General features: G+C 72.4%; 14 protein-coding genes. 7 read left to right on the top strand and 7 right to left on the bottom strand.

The window, feature by feature from the left end:
• Positions 1-108: 108 nt before the first annotated feature.
• From ABZ449_RS12565 to ABZ449_RS12555, 3 genes are all read right to left on the bottom strand, one after another.
• Positions 109-2,682, bottom strand: a complete 2,574-nt coding sequence (locus ABZ449_RS12565; RefSeq protein WP_360344559.1) for a collagenase — start codon at positions 2,680-2,682, stop codon at positions 109-111.
• A 475-nt stretch (positions 2,683-3,157) separates the two neighbouring features.
• Positions 3,158-3,802, bottom strand: coding sequence for a response regulator transcription factor (locus tag ABZ449_RS12560; protein WP_360344556.1), 645 nt, complete (start codon positions 3,800-3,802; stop codon positions 3,158-3,160).
• A complete protein-coding gene (locus ABZ449_RS12555) occupies positions 3,790-5,016 on the bottom strand; it encodes a histidine kinase (protein ID WP_360344553.1) in 1,227 nt (408 codons plus the stop codon). The genes ABZ449_RS12560 and ABZ449_RS12555 overlap by 13 nt, the downstream gene beginning before the upstream one ends.
• Before the next feature lie 194 nt (positions 5,017-5,210).
• On the opposite strand from ABZ449_RS12555, the gene ABZ449_RS12550 reads away from it, so the two are divergent.
• Positions 5,211-6,362 carry a serine hydrolase domain-containing protein gene (locus ABZ449_RS12550; RefSeq protein WP_360344550.1) on the top strand — a complete coding sequence of 384 codons (1,152 nt, stop codon included), beginning with the start codon at positions 5,211-5,213 and terminating at the stop codon, positions 6,360-6,362.
• A 103-nt stretch (positions 6,363-6,465) separates the two neighbouring features.
• Here ABZ449_RS12550 and ABZ449_RS12545 read toward each other — a convergent pair whose 3' ends face one another.
• Positions 6,466-7,689 (bottom strand): FAD-dependent monooxygenase, encoded by a 1,224-nt coding sequence (locus ABZ449_RS12545; protein ID WP_360344547.1) that lies wholly within the window; start codon positions 7,687-7,689, stop codon positions 6,466-6,468.
• Between the two features lie 172 nt (positions 7,690-7,861).
• Between ABZ449_RS12545 and ABZ449_RS12540 the strand changes: the two genes are divergently transcribed.
• Positions 7,862-8,362, top strand: a complete 501-nt coding sequence (locus ABZ449_RS12540) for a MarR family transcriptional regulator (RefSeq protein ID WP_360344544.1) — start codon at positions 7,862-7,864, stop codon at positions 8,360-8,362.
• A gap of 219 nt (positions 8,363-8,581) precedes the next feature.
• Positions 8,582-9,889, top strand: coding sequence for a M64 family metallopeptidase (locus ABZ449_RS12535; protein ID WP_360344541.1), 1,308 nt, complete (start codon positions 8,582-8,584; stop codon positions 9,887-9,889).
• A 289-nt stretch (positions 9,890-10,178) separates the two neighbouring features.
• On the opposite strand, the gene ABZ449_RS12530 is transcribed toward ABZ449_RS12535, so the two are convergent.
• The gene (locus ABZ449_RS12530; protein ID WP_360344538.1) at positions 10,179-11,090 is read right to left on the bottom strand and encodes a S41 family peptidase; all 912 of its coding nucleotides are present in this window, start codon (positions 11,088-11,090) and stop codon (positions 10,179-10,181) included.
• Positions 11,091-11,148: 58 nt separating this feature from the next.
• Here ABZ449_RS12530 and ABZ449_RS12525 point away from each other — a divergent pair, with 58 nt between their 5' ends.
• Together ABZ449_RS12525 and ABZ449_RS12520 are read left to right on the top strand one after the other, a co-directional pair.
• A complete protein-coding gene (locus ABZ449_RS12525) occupies positions 11,149-11,655 on the top strand; it encodes a winged helix-turn-helix domain-containing protein (protein WP_360344535.1) in 507 nt (168 codons plus the stop codon).
• A 263-nt stretch (positions 11,656-11,918) separates the two neighbouring features.
• Positions 11,919-12,521: a hypothetical protein gene (locus ABZ449_RS12520; RefSeq protein ID WP_360344532.1), complete on the top strand. Its 603-nt coding sequence runs from the start codon at positions 11,919-11,921 to the stop codon at positions 12,519-12,521.
• A 171-nt stretch (positions 12,522-12,692) separates the two neighbouring features.
• On the opposite strand, the gene ABZ449_RS12515 is transcribed toward ABZ449_RS12520, so the two are convergent.
• Both ABZ449_RS12515 and ABZ449_RS12510 read right to left on the bottom strand, forming a co-directional pair.
• Positions 12,693-15,092 (bottom strand): lamin tail domain-containing protein, encoded by a 2,400-nt coding sequence (locus tag ABZ449_RS12515; protein WP_360344529.1) that lies wholly within the window; start codon positions 15,090-15,092, stop codon positions 12,693-12,695.
• Positions 15,093-15,390: 298 nt separating this feature from the next.
• Entirely contained in the window at positions 15,391-15,750 is a 360-nt protein-coding gene (locus ABZ449_RS12510; protein ID WP_360344526.1) for a hypothetical protein, read from the bottom strand.
• Between the two features lie 656 nt (positions 15,751-16,406).
• On the opposite strand from ABZ449_RS12510, the gene ABZ449_RS12505 reads away from it, so the two are divergent.
• Positions 16,407-17,648 (top strand): Rieske 2Fe-2S domain-containing protein, encoded by a 1,242-nt coding sequence (locus tag ABZ449_RS12505; protein ID WP_360344523.1) that lies wholly within the window; start codon positions 16,407-16,409, stop codon positions 17,646-17,648.
• Between the two features lie 158 nt (positions 17,649-17,806).
• Positions 17,807-19,396: a serine/threonine-protein kinase gene (locus tag ABZ449_RS12500; RefSeq protein ID WP_360344520.1), complete on the top strand. Its 1,590-nt coding sequence runs from the start codon at positions 17,807-17,809 to the stop codon at positions 19,394-19,396.
• Positions 19,397-19,481: the final 85 nt, after the last annotated feature.

Raw genomic sequence — 19,481 nt, 5'->3', positions numbered from 1 at the left:
GAGTACGTCCCCGCCGCGCCCGACAACGTGGCGGGGTGAATACCTCGCGCCCAGGCCGAAGGCTCGGCCGGGAAACCCGGCCGAGCCTTCCACTCCCGTGGGGAGGGGTCAGAACTGGGTGCTGATCGTGACGCCGCTGAAGTCGGTGACGGCGTACAGGCTGAGGTAGCGGTAGCCGGCGGTGGGGTTGGTGACGGTGAGGGACTGGGTGGTGCCGGTGGCGGTGGAGGAGGCGGTGAAGGCCTTCGGCGAGGCCCAGGTGTCCGCGTTGTAGTAGAGGTTCGCGGTGCCGGTGCCGCCGGAGGTGGTGACCTTCAGCGTGGTGGTTCCGGCGGGCAGGTAGACGTACAGGTAGTCGATGTTGCCGGCGGTCGCGGTGCGGCCGCTGCGCGAGCAGTTCCGGCCCATCGCGTCGGCGCGCTGCTCGGTGCAGGTCGGCAGGACGACCGGGGCGGCGGTGACGGTGACGGTGGCCGGGGTGGTGGAGATCCGGCCGGTGTCGTCGGTGGCGGTCAGGGCGACGGTGTAGCTGCCGGCCGCGGCGTAGGTGTGGCTCGGGTTGCGCTCGTCCGAGGAGGTGCCGTCGCCGAAGGTCCAGTGCCAGGCGGTGATCCGGCCGGAGCCGGTCTGCACGGACCGCTCGCTCATGCTGACGGTCGCGCCGTTCACCGAGGTGTCGAACAGGGCGGTCGGGCCGGCGGCGTAGCAGGCGCCGGCGGCGCAGGCGTTGAGCCAGGCGTCGAAGTCGGCGTCGTAGGAGGTGCCGAGGTTGTTGTAGACCGCGTAGCCGCCCTGGTAGTCACCGACGCGGAAGCGGCTCAGCATGGCCTGGACGTCGGCGGGGTGCTTCTCCACCATGTACCGGGTGGCCAGGTAGCCCCACGGGTAGACCCGGGTGGAGTCAGAGTTGCCGGGGGTGCTCTGGAAGAGGGTGCTGAGCTTGTAGGTGTGCTTGGCGGCCTGGTTCATCGCGTCGGTGTCGGTGGCGCCGCGGTAGCTGTGCGAGATGTACTCGGCGAGGCCCTCGACCCACCAGATGTCCGGGACGGACATCTGGGTGGGGTAGTTGCCCTTGAGGTCGTAGATGCTGTCCAGGTAGTGGGTGTACTCGTGGTTGAGGTTCCACACCCGGGCCGGGTCGTTGTTGTTCCACGACTTCTGGTACATCACGGTCGCGGCCCGCTTGTTCGGGTCGGTCGCGTCCATGACGGTCTGGCCGCCGTTGTCGGTGTCGTTGCCGAAGATCGCCCACGAGTAGGTCGTGTAGTCGGCCTTGTTGGCGAAGATCCCGAAGGTGACGTTCTTGGCGTACTGGTTCGGGATCGGACCGTTGTCCTTGACCACGTTGTGGAAGAACGCGTCCTGGTTGCGCAGGCTGGCGCAGACGGTGGCCAGTTCGTCGGCGGACAGCGCCTGGGCCTGGATGGTGCGGTTGTCGCAGACCAGCTGCTTCGGCAGGACCACCGAGGTGAGCTTGGCGGGCAGGTTGCAGATGTCGTAGTACGAGCACTGGGCGCCGTTGTAGTACGCGGCCTGGACGGCCGTGTGCACGTACAGCGACGCCGCGGGGGTCAGCAGCGGCGCGGCGTCCAGCACCTTCCTGACCAGCGGCTTGACGAGGGCCTCGACGGCGGGGCCGCTGCCGGCCATCCGGGCGATGTCGTTGCCCGCGTTGGTGGAGAGGACCTCGTTGGGCCCGCCGATCAGGTCCTTGTGCTTGATCGCGAAGTCGGCGAGGGAGTTGGCGAGGCTCGGGTCGGCGGCGACCGCCTTGACGAAGTCCGGGTTGGAGTTGCCCCGCCAGAGCGGGTACTGCAGCACGGAGTTGACCGCGCCGACCATCTTCGGGATCGCGTTGTAGGAGTTGTCGTAGTCGTCGAGTATCCGCTTGTAGGCGCCCAGGTAGCCGGCCTGGACGTTGGCGCTGTCGGTGAGCCACACCACGTCCTTGAGCACGATGCCGTTGCTCTCGGTGACGTCGTGCCAGCGGGCGCCGGCGAAGAACGCGTCCAGGGCGGCCCTGACGGCGGTGGTGAGCTCGCCGGTGTAGGGGCCGGTCGCGTCGGGGTAGTAGAACTGGATGTAGTACCCCACCTGCAGGTAGATCGCCAGCTGCTGGATGCCGGTGGAGTTGTCACCGGTGTAGCCGGCCGCCAGGTCCTTGAAGGCGGCCGCGACGGACAGCATCCGGGACTGCTGGAAGATGCTCGGGTCGGCGCCACCGGTGCCGTACAGGCCCCGGATGCACTCCGGGGTCGAGCTCTTGATGAACGCGACCAGGTCGGCCCCGGTACGGGCGGCGAAGTCGGCCGGGGTGCAGCCCTGCGCGGCGAGGGCGGCGTCCGCGCCGGACGCCGCCCCCGAGGCGAGGGACTTGGGCGCGGTGGGGGCGCCGGGCGCGGGCGTGGCGGCCGACCCGCCCATGAGGCGCTCGCCGATCAGGGCCGGGAGCTGCGGGGCCGCGGGCGCAGCGGGGTCCTCGGACCCGGTCGTCGCGCCGGCGGCGGCGGGTGCCGCGGGTGCGGTCGCACCGGTCCCGGTCGGGGCGGTCGCGGTCAGCGCCGGGGCGGCGGTGACGGCGGCCGGCGCTGCGAAGGCCTGGGCCGGAAGCAGGGCGGTGGCCGTGGCGCAACAGGCGACGACGCCGGCTGCGAGCGTGGAGAGTCTTGTGCGCAGGAGCACGCCGAGTCCTTCTTCGAGTGGGGGCAGCCCGACACGGGGTCGGGCTGAGTGAAGGAGATTTGGCGTGGATCCTGTCACCGATCGGAGCAGCAGAACAATGTCACAGGTCATATGGCAGATGAGTTTCAGCCACCTCACCGCTCACCACGCCCCCACATGGCTGACCTGCGACGGTTGGGACCGGGGCAGCACGGCGCACGGGCGCCGCGTGCCGCCGCATCAGGAGTCTCAGGAGGTCCGCCCGCCGGCGGGCGGCGTGGAGTGGCCGATCTTCGACCCCGCCCGGAAGCCCGCGGGGCCGGCCGCAACGGCGACGGCAGCGACGGCGCCGGCAACGTCGATGGCCGATCCGCGTACGACCTGCCGTTCCACGCCGAAGCGGGGCCCCACCACCGGCGTCCTCAGCCGACCATGAAGCCCCCGTGCGCCGCCGTCTCGCGCAGCCATGCGAGCCAGTCGCGCGCCCGCGGCCTCCTCAGTGGCGGCTGAGGTAGGTGAGGACGGCGAGGACGCGACGGTGGCCGCTGTCGGCCGGCGAGAGGCCGAGCTTGGTGAAGATGTGGCCGATGTGCTTGTGGACGGCGTTGTCGGTGATGACGAGCCGGGCGGCGATCGTGGAGTTGTCCTTTCCCTCGGCCATCAGGGCGAGGACTTCGCGTTCGCGTGGCGTGAGGGCGGCGATCGGGTCGCGGGCGTGCCGGGTGAGGAGCTGCCCGATCACTTCGGGGTCCATGACGGTCTCGCCGGCGGCGACCCGCCGCAGTGCGTCGGTGAACTCGCTCACCCGGCTCACCCGGTCCTTGAGCAGATAGCCGACGCCGCCTCGGCCGTCGGAGAGCAGCTCGCCGGCGTACTGCTGCTCGACGTACTGGGAGAGGACGAGCACGGGCAGACCTGGGTGCCGGCGGCGGGCTCGGATGGCGGCGTGGATGCCTTCGTCGCGGAAGGTGGGCGGCAGCCGCACGTCGACGATGGCGACGTCCGGTCGGTGTTCGGCGACGGCGGCGGCGAAGCCGGGGGCGTCCTCAGTGATCGCGGCGACCTCGAAGCCCTTGGCGGTCAGCAGCAGTTCCAGCCCGTTGGCCAGCAGGACGTTGTCCTCGGCGATCACGACCCGCATGGCAGGCTCACCGTGATCGTGGTCGGGCCGCCGCCGGGGCTGTGGAGGCGGACGGTGCCGTCGAGCGCCAGGACCCGGTGGCGGATGCCGGCGATGCCGGTGCCCAGCGTCTCGTCGGCGCCGCCGACGCCGTCATCGGTGACCTCGACCGACAGCCGGTCGCCGTGCTGGGCGACGCGCACGGCGGTCCGGGTGGCCCGGCTGTGCTTGGCGGCGTTGGTGAGCGCCTCGGCGACCGTGAAGTAGGCGACGGCCTCGACCGCGGCGGGGATCACGCCGGCGTCACCGGAGTCCCCCGAGCCGCCGGGGCCGCCGGGGCCGCCGGGGCCGCCGGGGCCGCCGGGCTCACCGATGCCTCCGACGTCGAGGGTGGTGTCGATCGCCGAGCGGGCCGCCAGTGCGGTCAGCGCCCCGGCGAGGCCTCGGTCGGCGAGGATCGGCGGGTAGATCGTCCGGATCACCGCACGGAGCTCCGTCATGGCCTCCTCGGTGCTTTCGTGCGCCTCCGCCAGGAGCCGGGCTACCAACTGGGGGTCCTCGCTCAGCAGGTCACGGGCCACGCCCAGCCGCATCGCGATGGCCACCAGCCGGGCCTGGGTGCCGTCGTGCAGGTCACGTTCGATCCGGCGGAGTTCCGCACCGTGCGCGTCCATGGCACCGGCCCGTGTCTCGGTCAGGGTCTCCACCCGCCGCGCGAGCGTCTCGGCGGCCGAAGGGGACAGCAGCGCGACGCAGATCCGGGCGTGCAGGCGTGCCAGTGGCGGAACCAGCCCGTACGTCAGGGCCGTAAAGGCGACGGCCTGTGCGGTCCCCAGGGTCAGCGCCGTGCCCCATCCGGTCAGCGGGACGCCGGCGCCGAAGCCGCCCGCACGGGTGCCGGCGGGCAGCGCCCACCACAGGGGCACCGTGACGGCCGTGGTCAGCGCGTTGCCCGCGCACAGCACCACGACGACTCCGAACGCCAGGCTGGTCACGACGCAGGCGCAGAGCCACCCGAGCACCCGCCACGCACCGCCCCGGACGGGACCGGAGCGCGGAGCCCCCAGCAGCCGGTCCGCGCGGCGGCGGTGCCAGGTCGCCCAGGTGCGGGCGGCCACCGGGACGACGAGTACGGGCAGCGCCAACACGGCGACCACGGCGGTGAACAGGCTTCCCAGCAGATAGCCCAGACCGCGCCACATCTCCGAAAGCCGTCCGGCCCCATGGTGGTTCATGCGCGCAAGTCTGGACCATGGCGCCGGGGCCCGGCGTTACAGCCCACTACCCTCTTTTCCCACGGGCGGGCGGTATCGTCCGCCCGCCTCGCCCGGACCTAGCGTCAACGCCCATGACGAGTTCACCGATTCGTGCCGCTCGGCGGCACAGCCGATCCGTCCGACGGAACCTGACGCTGGCCGCAGTCACGGCCGTGACCCTCTCCACCGGTGCGCCCGGGGCGCTGGCCGCCCAGGAGCACGACGACCGGATGCCGTACCTGCTCCAGCGCGACGCCGACACGCTCGTCGCGGTCGGCGCCACGGGAGTGCAGGCCCGCGTGGTCACCTCCGACAACCGGAACCTCACCGCCGCCAGCGGTGTCGCGGACCTGACGGGCCGACGGCCGGTTCCCCGGAACGGCTACTTCCGGATCGCCAGCGTCACCAAGACCTTCGTGGCCGCGGTGGCCCTGCAACTTGCCGGCGAGAACAGGCTCTCCCTGGACGACTCGGTCGAGCGGTGGCTGCCCGGCGTGGTGACCGGAAACGACAACGACGGTCGCGAGATCACCGTCCGCCAGTTGCTCCAGCACACCAGCGGCGTCCACGACGACTACCCGGACTACACCTCCGAAGAGGACTTCCGGCAGCACCGGAACGACGCGTACACACCCGAGCAGATCGTCGCCCGGGCGATGGACCACCGCCGGGACTTCAAGCCGGACACGGGCTGGAACTACAGCAACACCGGTTACGTCCTGCTCGGGATGATCATCGAGCGGGTCACCGGGAACCCCTGGCACGAGGAGGTCAGGGACCGGATCGTCCGGCCGCTCGGCCTCGATCACACCTTCCGGCCGGGTACGTCACCCACCCTGCCACGGCCGCACGCCGAGACCTACCAGAGGTTCGGGGACGGCGGGCCGCTCGTGGACGTCACCGAGCAGGTCGGACCGGGCACCAACGGCGAGGCCGGGCTCGTCTCCACCACCGCCGATCTCGACCGGTTCTTCAGCGCCCTGCTCGGCGGCCGGCTCCTGCCGCCCGAGCAGTTGGCGGAGATGACACGCACCGTCCGCGTCAGCGACAAGTTCGAGCGGTTCATGCCGACCGCCCGGGCCGGACTGGGCCTCTTCTCACGTCAGCTGTCCTGCGGCGGGGAGTACTGGGGCCACGAGGGCGGCGACGCCGGGTGGATCACCACCGTCGGCGTCACCGCCGACGGGCGGCGCAGCGTCGCCGTCTCGCTGACGGGCGTCCAGGCCTCCACCGAGCAGGACGTCGTGCGGGTGGCGGAGGCGGAGAACAAGCTGGTCGACGACGCCCTGTGCGCGACCGCGGCGGCCGGCCCTCAGCGGCGATGAGGCGCCGCGCGGAACACGTACGGACGTCCGAGCGGCGCACGGCGCGGGGGTCCGAGCGACGCACGGCACGGAACGGGGACCGCGCGAGGACCGCGCCGGGGCGTCACGGCGCCCCGGCGTAGTCCGGCAGCGACAGGTCCGAGTGCGCGGCCCGCCCTGCCTGCGCGGCCCCCGTCGCCAGCTCCTTCGCGACGGCCTCCGGATCGCGCAACAGGGCGTTGCGGGCCTCCAGTTGTTCCCGCGTGGTCGGCGCCACCACGGTGCCGCCGCTGGTGGCCAGCGCCTGGTTGAGTTCGGCGAAGGGCCGCATCCGGTGCTCGTAGGCCGCGAAGGCGGCGGTGTGGTCGCTGTGGGTGGCCAGTTCGCCGGCCAGCACGTAGGCGCCGACGAGAGCGACGCTCGACCCCTGGCCGGAGAGGAAGGAGGTGGCGTGCGCGGCGTCGCCCGCGAGCGCCACGCGCCCGCGCGACCAGGTCGGCAGGTGGATCTGGCTGACGATGTCGAAGAAGAGGTCGTCGGCGTCCCGCATCGCCTGCACAAGGTGGGGAACGTGCCAGACCCGGTCCGGGAAGCTCGCGGCGACCAGCTCGCGCTGGGCCCGCGGGTCACGGAAGGCCTCGAAGGGCGGGAGGTCACGGGTGAAGGTGAGGAAGCCGTGGATCCGGTCGGCCGGCGCGTGCCCGTAGAGGACCGCGCCGCGCCCCACGTCGTTCCAGATGACGGCCTCGTGGGCCAGGCCGAACTCGTTCGGAAGGGTGAAGATGGCGAAGGCGTGCCCGAGGTAGCGGTGGAACGGCTCCTCGGGGCCGAACGTCAGGCGCCGGGTGTTCGAGTGCAGCCCGTCCGCGCCGAGCACCAGGTCGAAGCTGCGTCGGGCGCCGCTGTCGAACTCCACGTGGACGGTGTCCCCGTCGTCGTCGAGCGCGGCGATCGAGTCCCCGAAGAGGAACTCGACCCGGCCGCCCAACGATTCCTGGAGGGCGTCGGCCAGGTCCCCGCGCCGGACCTCCAGGTCGAGACCGGCCTCGCCGCCGGTCAGTTGTTCCGGGCGCAGCGAGCCGATGGTCCGCCCGTCGGGCTCGAGGAAGGTGATCCGCCGGGTGTCGACATGGGCGGCGAGCAGGCGCGGCAGCAGGCTCATGCGCCGCACGACCTCGCGGGCGGTGCCGCGGATGTCGACGGCGTAGCCGCCTCCGCGCACGGTGGCGGCCTTCTCGACGACGGTCACCTCGAAGCCGTACCGGTCGAGCCAGTACGCGAGCGCGGGGCCCGCGATGCTCGCTCCGGAGATCAGTACGCGACGGGCGGGGCGTGACACGGTGGGCATGTGCCTCTCACTTCCCCGGCGGGCATTCCCGCCGGCACGTCGGTGGTTCGCACGGGATGAGCAAAAGATACATACCTCAGGTATCTTTATGCAGGCCATGCGCCACTCTTGCGGGTGGCAGCCATCCCCCACGATACAGATACCTAACTTAGGTATGCAAATGGAGACGCCCATGCCCGCCGAGGCCCCCGAACCGGGCGGTCCGCGCCCCGACCTCCTCGCCGCGCTGACCCGGATCAGCCGCCTCGGCTCCGCCCTCACCCGGGGCCGGCTCGTCGAACGCGCCGTCGAGGAGACCGGCCTGGGCCGCGACCGCGCCGCGGTGGGCGTGCTCGTCGCCCTGCGCACGGCCGGCAAGCCCCTGCGGATCGGTGAGATCGCCGACCGGATGCAGGTCGTGGGCCCGCACATCACCCGCCAGGTCCAGGCCCTGGAGAAGCGCGACCTCGCCCACCGCATCCCCGACCCCCACGACGCCCGGGCCCGCCTCATCGAACCCACCGCCGCCGGCGCCGAGGCGGCCGATCGCTATCTCGCCTTCCTGCTCGGCTGGTTCACCGACGCCCTCGCCGAGTGGCCCCGCCAGGACCGCGACGACCTCGTCCGCCTCCTCTCCCGCTTCGCCGACGACGTGACGACCCGACTCGCCGCGCTCGGCGACGGGGAGGAGTGAGGCACCGGCGGCACCGGCGACCGCTCCCTCCGCATCGAGTGCACGGGCGCGCGACCGACACGACCGACGCGAGCGCCTCCGACGCCCCGCCGGCCGGCCCGTCGGCCCGACTGCCCGACTGCCCGACTGCCCGACTGCCCGACTGCCCGACGGATGATTGTCAGGTTCTCGACATGGGAAGGGGGCAGGCCACAGACCGTTCCCTCCGGGAGGATGCCCGTGCACCGCACCACCGTCAGAGCCGCCACCGCCCTGCTCGCCGCCGCACTCGCCGGTTCGGTACTGGGGGCCGCGCCGGCCTGGAGCCGCCCCGCGGACGGCACTCCGCCGACCCGTCAGGTGGAGGTGTTCGCCGAGGACGGCGGCATCTCCCGCGCCCAGGTTCCGGCCGTCTCCCCCTACCTCGCCGGCCGCCCCCAGGGCGTGGCACCCGTCCAGGGGGACGGCGAGGTCACGGCACTGGTCCGCAACGGGGAACCGGCCGCCAAGCTGGACGTGGTGGTGATCGGCGACGGCTACACCGCGCAGGAGCAGGAGAAGTTCCGTACGGACGCGGCCCAGAAGTGGCGCGAGCTGACCTCCGTCGAGCCCTACGCCACCTACCGCGCGCTGTTCAACGTCTGGGCGGTGACCGCCGTTTCACCCGAGTCGGGGGTGACCGGGGACCCGGACCAGGCGACGGTGCGGCACACCGCGCTGGGCTCGTACTTCTGGTGCGACGGCGTGGAGCGGCTGCTCTGCGTGGACGAGAAGGCCGTCGAGTCGTACGCGGCCAAGGCCCCGCAGGCGGACCTGGTGCTCGTGGTGGCCAACACCGCGAAGTACGGCGGCGCCGGCTACAACGACGTCAAGTCGCCGGTCGGCTACGAGGGCATCGCCACCGTGGCGGGCGGCAACGCGAAGTCCGGGCAGATCGCAGTGCACGAGACCGGGCACTCGCTCGGCAAGCTGGCCGACGAGTACGCGTACGACGGCCAGGGGACCTACCAGGGCGACGAGCCCGCCGAGGCCAACATCAGCACCCTGACCGCCGACCTGATGCGCCGGCAGGGCACCAAGTGGTCGCGCTGGCTCGGGCAGGCCTCGCCGGACGGCGGCACCGTCGGCACGTACGAGGGCGGCGGCTACTACCCCACCGGGCTCTACCGGCCGACCGAGAACTCGATCATGCGCTCGCTCGGACGCGAGTTCAACCTGCCCGGGCGCGAGGCGATGATCGCGGGCTTCTACCGCCACGCCACCCCGCTCACCAGCCACACCGCCGCCGGCAGTCGGCTCACCGCCGCCGACCGCCTCACCGTCGAACTGCCGGTGCCCGGCACCCGGCTCCACTGGTACCTGGACGGGCGCGAGCTGCCCCGCCTGGACGACCGCACCGGGCTGGACCTGGCCGAGCTCAAGCTGACCGGGCCGCGGTCCCAGCCGCACGTGCTCACCGCCGTCGCCACCGACCCGACCCCGGACGTCGCGGACCCGGCGCTGCGCGCCAAGCTGACCGCGAGCCTGTCGTGGGTGGTGACGCGCTGAGGCCTCTCCGTCCGATCACCGGATCGTCGGTCCGGGCGTGCCGGTCCAGGCGTGCCGTTGACTGATGCGCGGTGGCGCGCGGTGGGCCCGGACCGGGTCGTCCCGGTCGGCTCCATGACCGTGCGTGCACAGCAGAACGCGGCCGGGGCCGCCCGAAGGGGCCCCGGCCGACGCACGGTTGCTCGGAACGTCCGATGACGGCGTCGAGCTCGTACGGCATTCCCGCAGGGTAGCCGCACAACCGCCCCACGGAGGTTCGATCGTGGGATGCCCTGCGGAAGTGACGATCTCAGGCCAAGCGTGCCAAGGCCAGCTCCAGCGCGCGGTCGAGCGCCTCCCCGGCGTCGCACGGCACGTCGGGCCGGACGCCGACGCCCTCCCAGTTGGTGCCCGAGACCGGGTTGACCGCGCGGGCGATGGGCACGCCGAGTTCCAGGTGCGGGTGCAGCGTCCAGCCCTCGCGCGGGTGCGCGCCGCCCCGGGTGACCTCTCCGACGACCTCGGCGCGCTTGAGCTGCTGCAGGTCGTAGGCGAGCTCCTCGCCCCCGGAGAAGGTGTCTCCGCTCGTCAGCACGTAGAGCGGCTTGCTGCCTCCGAAGCGGGCACCGGGCACGAACGAGGGCGTCCAGGACTGCGCGCCCACCTCGTCCTTCGGCGAGACCATGGTGTTCAGGTGGGTGCGGCCGTCGAGCAGGTAGGCGCAGACGAAGGCCACCGTGTTCGGGTCGCCACCGGTGTTGCGGCGCAGGTCCAGGATGAGGCCGCGGGCGGGGGCCACCAGGGAGAGTGCCGCGGTCAGCGGCTGTGCCGCCCAGTCCAGCGGGAACAGCTTGGGTCCGATCTCCAGGACCGCGACGCCACCGTCGAGGAGTTCCACGCGGGGAACGCCGTTCAGGAAGGTGTCGAACTCCCTGCGCACCGCGGCGAGTACCGCCGCGCCCCGCTCCGGCGGCACCGGCACGGCGTGGTACTTGAGGCCCAGGTGCAGGTCTCCGTTGACGGACCGCAGGTCCGCGGTGACCGCTTCGGCCAACTCCTCGGCGGATTCGGTCCGGTAGGAATCCTCTGCGCTCCGGCGCTGAAGCAGGTCCGCCAGTTGCCGGGCGACATCGGGGAAGACGTAGTTCTCGCGGACCAGGTCGGCGATCTCCTCGACGAGGGCGACGGCGTCCAACGCGGGTGACGAAGTGGTGGAGGTCATGGGAGGGAAGTAGACCAGCGACTTGCCAAAGCGTCAACCGTACTTAACGCTTGATCAGGTGAACCACCAACCAGACGGAGACGTCCAGCGGATCAGCACGTCCCTGCAGCACGCCGCACTCGCCCACCCCCTGCGCCAGCGCCTGCTCTTCGCCCTGAGCAGCCGGCCGTCGACGATCAGCCGGCTCGCCGCGCAGCTGGGAGTGAACAAGGGCAGCGTCTCCCACCACCTCAGGGTGCTGTCCGAGGCGGGACTGGTCCAGGACGCCGGAACGCGACGGGTGCGCGGCGGCACCGAGAAGTACTTCCGGCGATCCGCCGAGCGGCTCTTCGTCGCCGAACCGCAGGCCGAGGGCACGGCCGCACTGCTCGGCGCCGTCGCCCAGGAGTTGGACCGCTCACCCACCGACCACCTCCTGGCGCTGCGCCACCTGCGGCTCGGCCCGGCCAAGGCGGCGCGGCTCGCCGAGGCGCTGGCCGCACTGGTCGACGAGACGGAGGAGGATCCGGAAGGCGAGCCGGTGCACGGCATCATGGTGACGCTCTACCGGCAGGCCGGGGCGTAGAGCCGGTCCCCTGACGGTCGTGTCGCGCTGCGACCAGGTCCCCTTCCCCTTCGGATCAGCGGGTGGAACGCGCTGGGTGGGGCGAGAGGTTCCGGCCAAGGTTGTCCAGCAGCAACCCGACTTGTGCGGTTCGTGAGGCGGCCGTGAAGAAGTCGTGCTAAAACCTTCCGCGGGCCGCAACTCCCGTTGTCGGCCCGCCCGGTACCGCATGTCCCGTTGTTCCCGCGCCGGACCTCACGTCCGGCCACGACCCTGGGAGAACCATGCCCACCGCACACGCACACTCCCGCTTCGCCCGCCTGCTGCTCGCCGCACTGGCCGCCCTCGCCCTCCTGCTCTCGGGCGCGGTCGGCGCGACACCCGCGAAGGCCACCACCACCAGCCTCGACGGCGCCTGGGCCTGTGACGTCCCGGCCGGGTACGTCTACGACCAGGTGGCGATGAACCGCAGCTGTAGCGGCGGCGGCAGCTGGAACTCGCCGCAGTTCCACCTGCGGACCCCCTACGACGGCCTGACGGCCTGCAAGAGCGCGCCCGGCTTCGTCTACGACAACATCACCTGGGGCTTCGCGTGCAGTGACATGAACGGCGTGCAGGCCAACCAGTTCCACCTGCGCAAGCCGGCCGACGGCCTGGTCGCCTGCGTGGGCACCCCGGAGTTCACCTACGACTACCTCGTCTGGGGCACCGCCTGCAACATGACCACGGGCAGCGGCCAGTCCAACGCCTTCCACCTCCGCAAGCCGTACAGCGGCCTCTGGGCCTGTGACGTCCCCTACGGCTTCACGTACAGCACGACCACCCAGAACTACGACTGCAGCACCTACCGGAGCGCCCCGTCCACCAAGTTCCAACTGCTCGGCTAGCGTTCCCGCCCCGCGACGAGGGAGCAGGAGGTCGGCCAGGCCGACTTCCTGCTCCCTCGTCGCGTCGGGGCAGGTGGCGCGGGGTCGCCCGGGACGACCTGGTGCCCGACAGGACGAACGGTGCCGGCCTCCCCCACCTGCTGGGGAGACCGGCAACGCGGGCCCGGTCCGCTACGGCAGCGGGATGCGCACCACCTGCGGGTCGTGGTCGCTGAGCTGCGTGCTGAACTCGCTGTTGAGGTGCACGATGTCGTAGCCGTACGCCTTGGCCGCCAGCGCGCCGGAGATCAGGATGTGGTCCAGCACCTGCGAGTTGCCCTCGTACACGTAGGTGTAGCGCTCGGGCAGGGGCAGGGTGCGCGGCAGGTCGGTGAGCGAGCCGCCAGCGGTGAGGATGTCGGCGGTCTGGGAGAACTCGAAGTCGTTGAGGTCGCCGAGCACGATGACCGACGCGTTCGGGTCCACGGCCAGGATCTGGTCGGTGAAGTTCTTCACCACGGTCGCCTGGTCGTGACGCTGGCTCTCCGAGGGGCGGCTCGGCTGCTGGTAGCGGCCGAACAGCGGCTGGTCCCCACCCTTGGAGTTGAAGTGGTTGGCGATCACGAAGACCGGCTTGCCGTTCCAGCGGAACTCACCGGCCAGCGGCTTGCGGCTGGAGTTGAACGCGGCGTTGGCCGGGTCGATCCGCCCGGGCGAGTACGCCAGCTGCGGAGTGCCGCCGGCGTTCACCACGGAGTCGGCGGTGGTGGATCCGGCGCCGGGGCGGTCGGTGAAGGAGAGGCCGCGGTCGGTGCGGTACAGGAACACCTGGCGGATGTTTCCGCCGGGCTGGCCGCCGTCCTGGCCGTCCACCGGGTCGATCTCGCGGTAGGAGTAGGAGGGGCCGCCGGCCGCGGTGATGGCCGCGGTGAGCTTGGCCAGGGTCTGGATGGCACTCACCGTGCCGTCGCTGGTGGCACCGCTGTTGTCCTGGATCTCCTCCAGGGCGACCAGGTCGGGCGAGCGCAGGTTGGTGACGATGCCCGCCGCGAGGCCGTCGAACTTGCTCTGCGGGTCGGACGGGGCGAGGTTCTCCACGTTGAAGGTGGCCACCGCGAGCTGCCCGGCCGTCGGCGCGGCGGTGACCTCGGGGGCGGTGGCACCGGCGGTGACCGCCGGGGTCGCGGTGACCTGGAGGGTGAAGTTGCCGAAGGCGTAGTCGAGCACGCCGACGGTGGCGCCGGTCAGGGTGTCGCCGACGTTGGCGGTCGGGGTGGGCGCGAGCGCCTTGCCGAGGACGACCCGCTCCGGGTTGCCGTCGTTCGCCTGCAGCAGGATGCCGCCCCGGTTGGTGCGGGTGCCGCTGCCCTGCGGGACGACGGAGAGCTCGCCGAACTTGTTCGTCGGGCCGACCACGGCCGCGTTGTCGATCTCGACCCGCATGCCCTCCAGGGACTCCCAGAAGTCCAGGCCGTCGGTGGCGGGCTGGAAGTTCCCCGCGGTCTCGACGTCGCCGGAGGTGACGCTGGAGATGACCGCGGACGGGGGTATCCGCCCGCCCTGGCCGACCACGGTGGCGGCGGGCAGCGGCGCGTCGTGGGCGACCACCGTGACGGTGGGCGCGGTCAGTTCGGTGATCGACAGGTTGTTGGTGCCGCCGGTGCCGCCCGGGCGGTACTGGCTGACGGTGGCGCTCACCGTGACCGAATCCCCGACCGCGACCGAGGGCGCGCCGGCGGTGTAGACGTAGATCCCCTCGCTGGTGCCGGGGTCGTTGTCGGGCTGCGGGTCCTGGTACCAGAAACCGTTGGGGCCGACGGCCGTCACCACACCCGGCACGGCGCTCACCGAGCCGCCCGCCAGCGGGGAGACGCGGGCGGCTCCCTGGATGTCGTGGATCCGGGTGCCGCCGGTGTTGCCGCCCCCGCCGGTGGAGGAGGAGTTGCGCGGCGTCGGCGAGCCGATCGAGAAGTCCGCCGCGTTGTTGTCGGTGTCGGTGGCGCCGCCGCCCGCGCGCAGGGCCGCGGTGGTGTTCGACAGGTTGCCGGTCGGCGAGCCCTCGGCGGAGCCGGCACTGCTGCCGTAGCCGACGAAGTCCTTCACCCCGGCCTGGCTCGCGCAGCCCGTGGCACAGGTCAGCGCCGTGCCGTTGGTGACGAGGGCGATCTTGCCGGAGGTCGCGGACATGGCGATCGTGCCGGTGGCGTCCGCGGCCGGCAGGGCGCTTCCGGTACCCGCGCCGGCGGCCTCCTGGACGAGGAAGTAGCGGCCGGGCGCGATCGTCCCGGACAGGGTGGTCCGCGACCAGCTGGAGCCGGCGGCCGAGGCGTACTGCACCGTCCAGCCGGTGACGGACACCGGCGTGGTGCCGCGGTTGTACAGCTCGACGAAGTCGTTGGTGTACGGGGCGCCGGAGTTGCCGCCACCGCCGTACACCTGGCTGATCACGATGTCGGGCGACGCCGCCTGCGCCACGCCGCCGGGCAGCGCCACCAGCGCCGCCACCACGGCCGCGGCGGAGGCCGCCGCCAGCGTCCGGCGCCGGACGCGCGGCGCTCCGGGGGTGATCCGGGGGTTCGGGGTGCTCCGCATGAGGCTTCCTCCTGACCACCGTCCGGGCTCGCGGCCCGGCGGTGTGACCACGGACAAGAAAAATCGGGCGCTGCGGTTCTAGCAGCACCACCAGATCCCTACCGGGCGCATCGGGCAACGGCCAGACATACGGCGGAAGAACGTTTCTACGCGCGACAAGTGGGAGGATCCGCTCCGGATCGCCGGAGCAACGGCCGCTCCCCATCGGGCCGATGACGGTCCGACCGGAGCGGCGAAGGGCCCGGGTCCTGCGGCGCCCCCGCCGCCGGATCCGGGCCGGTTCGCGCCCGCCTGCGTGTCAGCCCGGACGGTGCCGCGGCGGCGCCGACCGGGGCGGGCGCAGGCGCAGCGGCGCCAGTTCGCGTTCCAGGGCCCGCACGTCCAGCGCTATCCGGGACGCGATCTCGCGCGGGCTGGTGCCGGCGGGCAGGCGGCGCGACCAGGAGCGGGGCTTGGCCGGGCCGTCCTGGACCATGTCGAAGTTGAGCCGCACCACGTCGGCGACGTCGACCAGACTCACCAGGATCCTGGTGTCGGCGAGGTCGATGCTGACTTCGTTCCCGATGCACGAGCAGGCCACCAGGCCCTCGATGTCCTCCTCCGCCAGGTACCTGGCCAGGGGGACCGCCTTCCCCCGGACCAGAAACGGACGTTCCACCGGAGTCACCGGAACCGCCTCCTCCCCAGCAGCCGTACGACGCCTCGGCCGCGGCGCGGACGCGCCGCAACAGACCGGGCCCGGCCTATGCTCCACCACATCCACCGGGTTCGCCAACTCGGCGTCTCACCAAGTGAATTGGGCGAACGCACCGACCCGGCGCACCGGCGCACGCCCCAGCGCACCGAACAGGTCCACCGGGCGGTGGACCACGGTCGGGCACGCCGCCCCGTATCACGGCCCGAGAGCCCTTTCCGGCACATCCCCACCCTTCTTCGATCGCACGGGGAAAGCGCCGTGAATTGCGGACGAATAGGGGGCGGCGGGGAAATTCACGCAGGGGCCGGAAAACCGCACCAGCCGTTCCGGGATCAGGGGATCCGTCGCCACCATGCCTTCCGACCACCGGTTCGGCTCCCGCCCGACTGTCGGAGCCCTCGCCGACGTGCTCGAACGACCTGCACCCCGAGCCGAGCGGGCGAACGGAATCAATCGAATACCTGAACAGTCACGCCTGGCAGATCATCAGACTTGTTGCCACTTCGGGGGATTGTCCGTGCAAGCGCTCCCTTTCCATGGATAGCATCTGAATTCCATTCTGTTCGAGCGCTAATCGCCTGGGAGGGGCGGCGCCGGGCAGACCGACAGGAGACTTCATGCGCGTGTCCAAGCACGTCCACCCCGTCAGCAACCGCCCGACCGCTGCCGACGTAGCCCTGCCACCGGCGCTGCCCTATCCCGACGGCTGGTCCGCACTCGCCTTCTCCGCCGAGCTCAAGCCCGGCACCGTCCTCACCCGCCAACTCGCCGGCGAGGACGTCGTGTTGTACCGGCTGCGCAACGGCCGCCTGCGCGCGATCCGCCCGTACTGCCCGCACCTCGGCGCCCACCTCGGCCTGGCCACGGTCGAGGGCAACGACCTGGTCTGCCCCTTCCACCGGTTCGCCTTCGACGCCGAGGGCCGCTGCGTGCGCACCGGGTACGGCACCCAGCCGCCCAAGGCGGCACTGACGCAGCTGCCGGTGCGCGAGGTGAACGAGGCGGTCTTCGTCTGGCGCCACCACGACGGCCGGGAGCCGGACTGGGAGATCCCCGCCTGGCACCGGCTCGGCGACGGGCGGCAGCCGCTGCGGTACGCCTCCTTCGAGATGCCCGGCTACGCCCAGGACGTCATGGAGAACTCCTTCGACCTCGGCCACTTCGTCACCCTGCACGGCTGGCCGGAGGGCGAGCTGGCGGCGCCGGTGGAGTTCGACGGCGCCAGCTTCCACATCTCGATGCTGGTCCGGGAGACCTTCCCGCTGCTCGGGATGCGCGAGGTCCACGTCGAGGTGGACGGGTACGGCCTCACCGCCCTGCACACCGACGTCCACACGCCCTCGCTCGGCCTGGAGATCTGCTCGCTGGTCATGGCCACCCAGGTCGCCCCCGGCCGGATGCAGCTGCGGCAGGCGAGCCGCTTCGTGATGTCCGAGCCGTCCGGGCTGCCGCCGGCCGTCGCCCGGACGCTCAGCCGGGCGGTGACCAGGCTACTGGCGGGCCCGATGTTCCGGCGCAACCTGGACTTCACCTCGGCGGACTTCCCGATCTGGTCCACCAAGCGGTACGTCTCCCCGCCCCGGCTCGCCCAGGGCGACGGGCCGATCGGCGCGATGCGGCACTGGGCCCGACAGTTCTACCCGCCGGACCACCAGGCGCACCTGCCGGGGCCGGCCGCGCTCGCCGACAGGAACGGGCAGGACGCCAACGGGCAGGGCGCGAACGGGCACGAAGCGAACGGGTCCAGTGCCAACGGACACGTCGCCGACAGGCAGGGCCCGACCGACGGCGAGGCCGCCGCGCACCGCGCCCAGGCGGACGCCCCCGGCAAGGCGGCCAGTGGAGCCTCCCGAAGCTGAGCCGGCCTCGGCCACCCACCGCACCCCGCACCCACTCGCCAGTCGCCGCTCTCCCCTCGCCGCACCCGCTCCGCGCCCTCGGACCGATCCGGAACCGCGCGTCCCGGCGGTACCGTCTGGCGTGGAGTACGGACGGGCGCGGCGAGGGGAGAGTCGGCGTGGAGGCGCTGGAGGACGGGGATCCGCGGCAGGTGGGCGAGTATCGCCTGCTGCGGAGACTCGGTGCGGGCGGGATGGGCCGGGTCTACCTGGGCCGGACGGCGGGCGGGCGCACGGTGGCGGTCAAGCTGGTCCACGAACAGTTCGCGGCGGACCGGGAGTTCCGGGTGCGGTTCCGCAACGAGGTGGCCGCCGCCCGGCGGGTCGGCGGACGCTGGACGGCCCCGGTGCTGGACGCGGACACCGAGGGCGCCCAGCCCTGGGTGGCCACCGGGTACGTCGCCGGGCCCTCGTTGGCCACCGCCGTGCGGGACTTCGGCCCGCTGCCCGCCGCCGCCGTCCGCTCGCTCGGGGTGGGGCTCGCCGAGGCGCTGCAGGCCGTGCACGCCCAGGGTCTGGTGCACCGGGACGTCAAACCGTCGAACGTCCTGCTGGCGCTGGACGGCCCGCGCCTGATCGACTTCGGGATCACGAGGGCGCTGGACGCGGCGACCTCGCTCACCCGGTCCGGCTTCGTGGTCGGCTCCCCGGGCTACCTCTCCCCCGAGCAGGCGGAGGGCCGGAGCGCCGGGCCCGCCTCGGACGTCTTCTCGCTCGGCGCCGTACTCGCCCACGCCGCCACCGGCACCGCACCGTTCGGCTCCGGGGTGAGCGCGGCCGTGTTGCTCTACCGCGTGCTCCACGACGAGCCCCAACTCGACCTGCCCGACCGGGAGCTGCACGCCCTGGTGACGGAGTGCCTGGCCAAGGACCCCGCCCGCCGGCCCACTCCCGCACAGGTGCGCGAGCGCCTGTCGGCCGCCGACCCGACGGCGGGAGAGCGGCTGGAGCGACGCGACTGGCTGCCGCCCGCAATCGCCGCGGCGCTGGCAGGCCTCGCGGTCGAGCTGCTGGACCTGGACAGCGACTCCCCCGCCCGACTCGGCGCTCTCAGTGGCCAGTTCGGCCCTGCGGAGCCGTGGCACGCCACACCGCCGAGCCCGGACGCACCCACCCCGGGCACACCGCCCACCCCGGGTACACCCACGCCGTACTCCCCGCCGCAGCCCCTGCCGCAGCCCCTGCCGTACCGGCACCCGTACGCGCAGCCGCCGAGGCCGGCCCGCCGCCGGCCCGGACCGGGCACTCTGCTGATCGCCGCCGTCCTGGCCGTCGCCGCGGCGAGCACCGCGGTGTTCCTGGCCATGCGTGGCAACGACACCGACAACACCGGCTCCGACGCCTCTCCCCCCTCCAGCACCCGCACACCGGGCGGCGAGATCCCGGCCGCCTTCCTCGGCTCCTGGCAGGGCGACCTGGGCAGCCAACAGACCTTCGTCAAGCCGGACTTCTCCATCACCATCACCCAGGGCCGGACCAACGACCCGGTCGCGCAGATCCACAACAACGAGGGAGCGGGCACCCGCTACTGCGACGCGACCGCCAACCTCGTCCAGGCCACCGCGGACCGGGTGGTCCTGCGCACCGCCCCGATGAACTCGCTCAGCGGCTGCGTCGCCGTCCCGTACGACCAGGTGTACACCCGCAATCCGGACGGCAGCCTGCATCTGCTCGTCGGCGGCTTCTCGGGCGACCTGCGCAAGAAGTAGCCCCCGGTTCCGCGCCCGGCGGAGCGGCTCCCGGGCCGGCTCCCGGGGCGGGTCCTGGACGGGGGCTGGGGCGGGGGCCGCCCAC

The organism is Kitasatospora sp. NPDC005856 (assembly GCF_040629945.1).
GTDB lineage: Bacteria > Actinomycetota > Actinomycetes > Streptomycetales > Streptomycetaceae > Kitasatospora.
Note: the sequence above shows the minus strand (reverse complement) of the source record. Positions and strands in the feature narration are given on the sequence as shown.

Excerpts from the sequence above, each read along its gene's own strand:
- ABZ449_RS12545 (WP_360344547.1), bottom strand. The coding sequence starts at position 7,689 with ATGCCCACCGTGTCACGCCCCGCCCGTCGCGTACTGATCTCCGGAGCG.
- ABZ449_RS12530 (WP_360344538.1), bottom strand. The coding sequence starts at position 11,090 with ATGACCTCCACCACTTCGTCACCCGCGTTGGACGCCGTCGCCCTCGTC.
- ABZ449_RS12515 (WP_360344529.1), bottom strand. The coding sequence starts at position 15,092 with ATGCGGAGCACCCCGAACCCCCGGATCACCCCCGGAGCGCCGCGCGTC.
- ABZ449_RS12505 (WP_360344523.1), top strand. The coding sequence starts at position 16,407 with ATGCGCGTGTCCAAGCACGTCCACCCCGTCAGCAACCGCCCGACCGCT.
- ABZ449_RS12560 (WP_360344556.1), bottom strand. The coding sequence starts at position 3,802 with ATGCGGGTCGTGATCGCCGAGGACAACGTCCTGCTGGCCAACGGGCTG.
- ABZ449_RS12540 (WP_360344544.1), top strand. The coding sequence starts at position 7,862 with ATGCCCGCCGAGGCCCCCGAACCGGGCGGTCCGCGCCCCGACCTCCTC.
- ABZ449_RS12520 (WP_360344532.1), top strand. The coding sequence starts at position 11,919 with ATGCCCACCGCACACGCACACTCCCGCTTCGCCCGCCTGCTGCTCGCC.
- ABZ449_RS12555 (WP_360344553.1), bottom strand. The coding sequence starts at position 5,016 with ATGAACCACCATGGGGCCGGACGGCTTTCGGAGATGTGGCGCGGTCTG.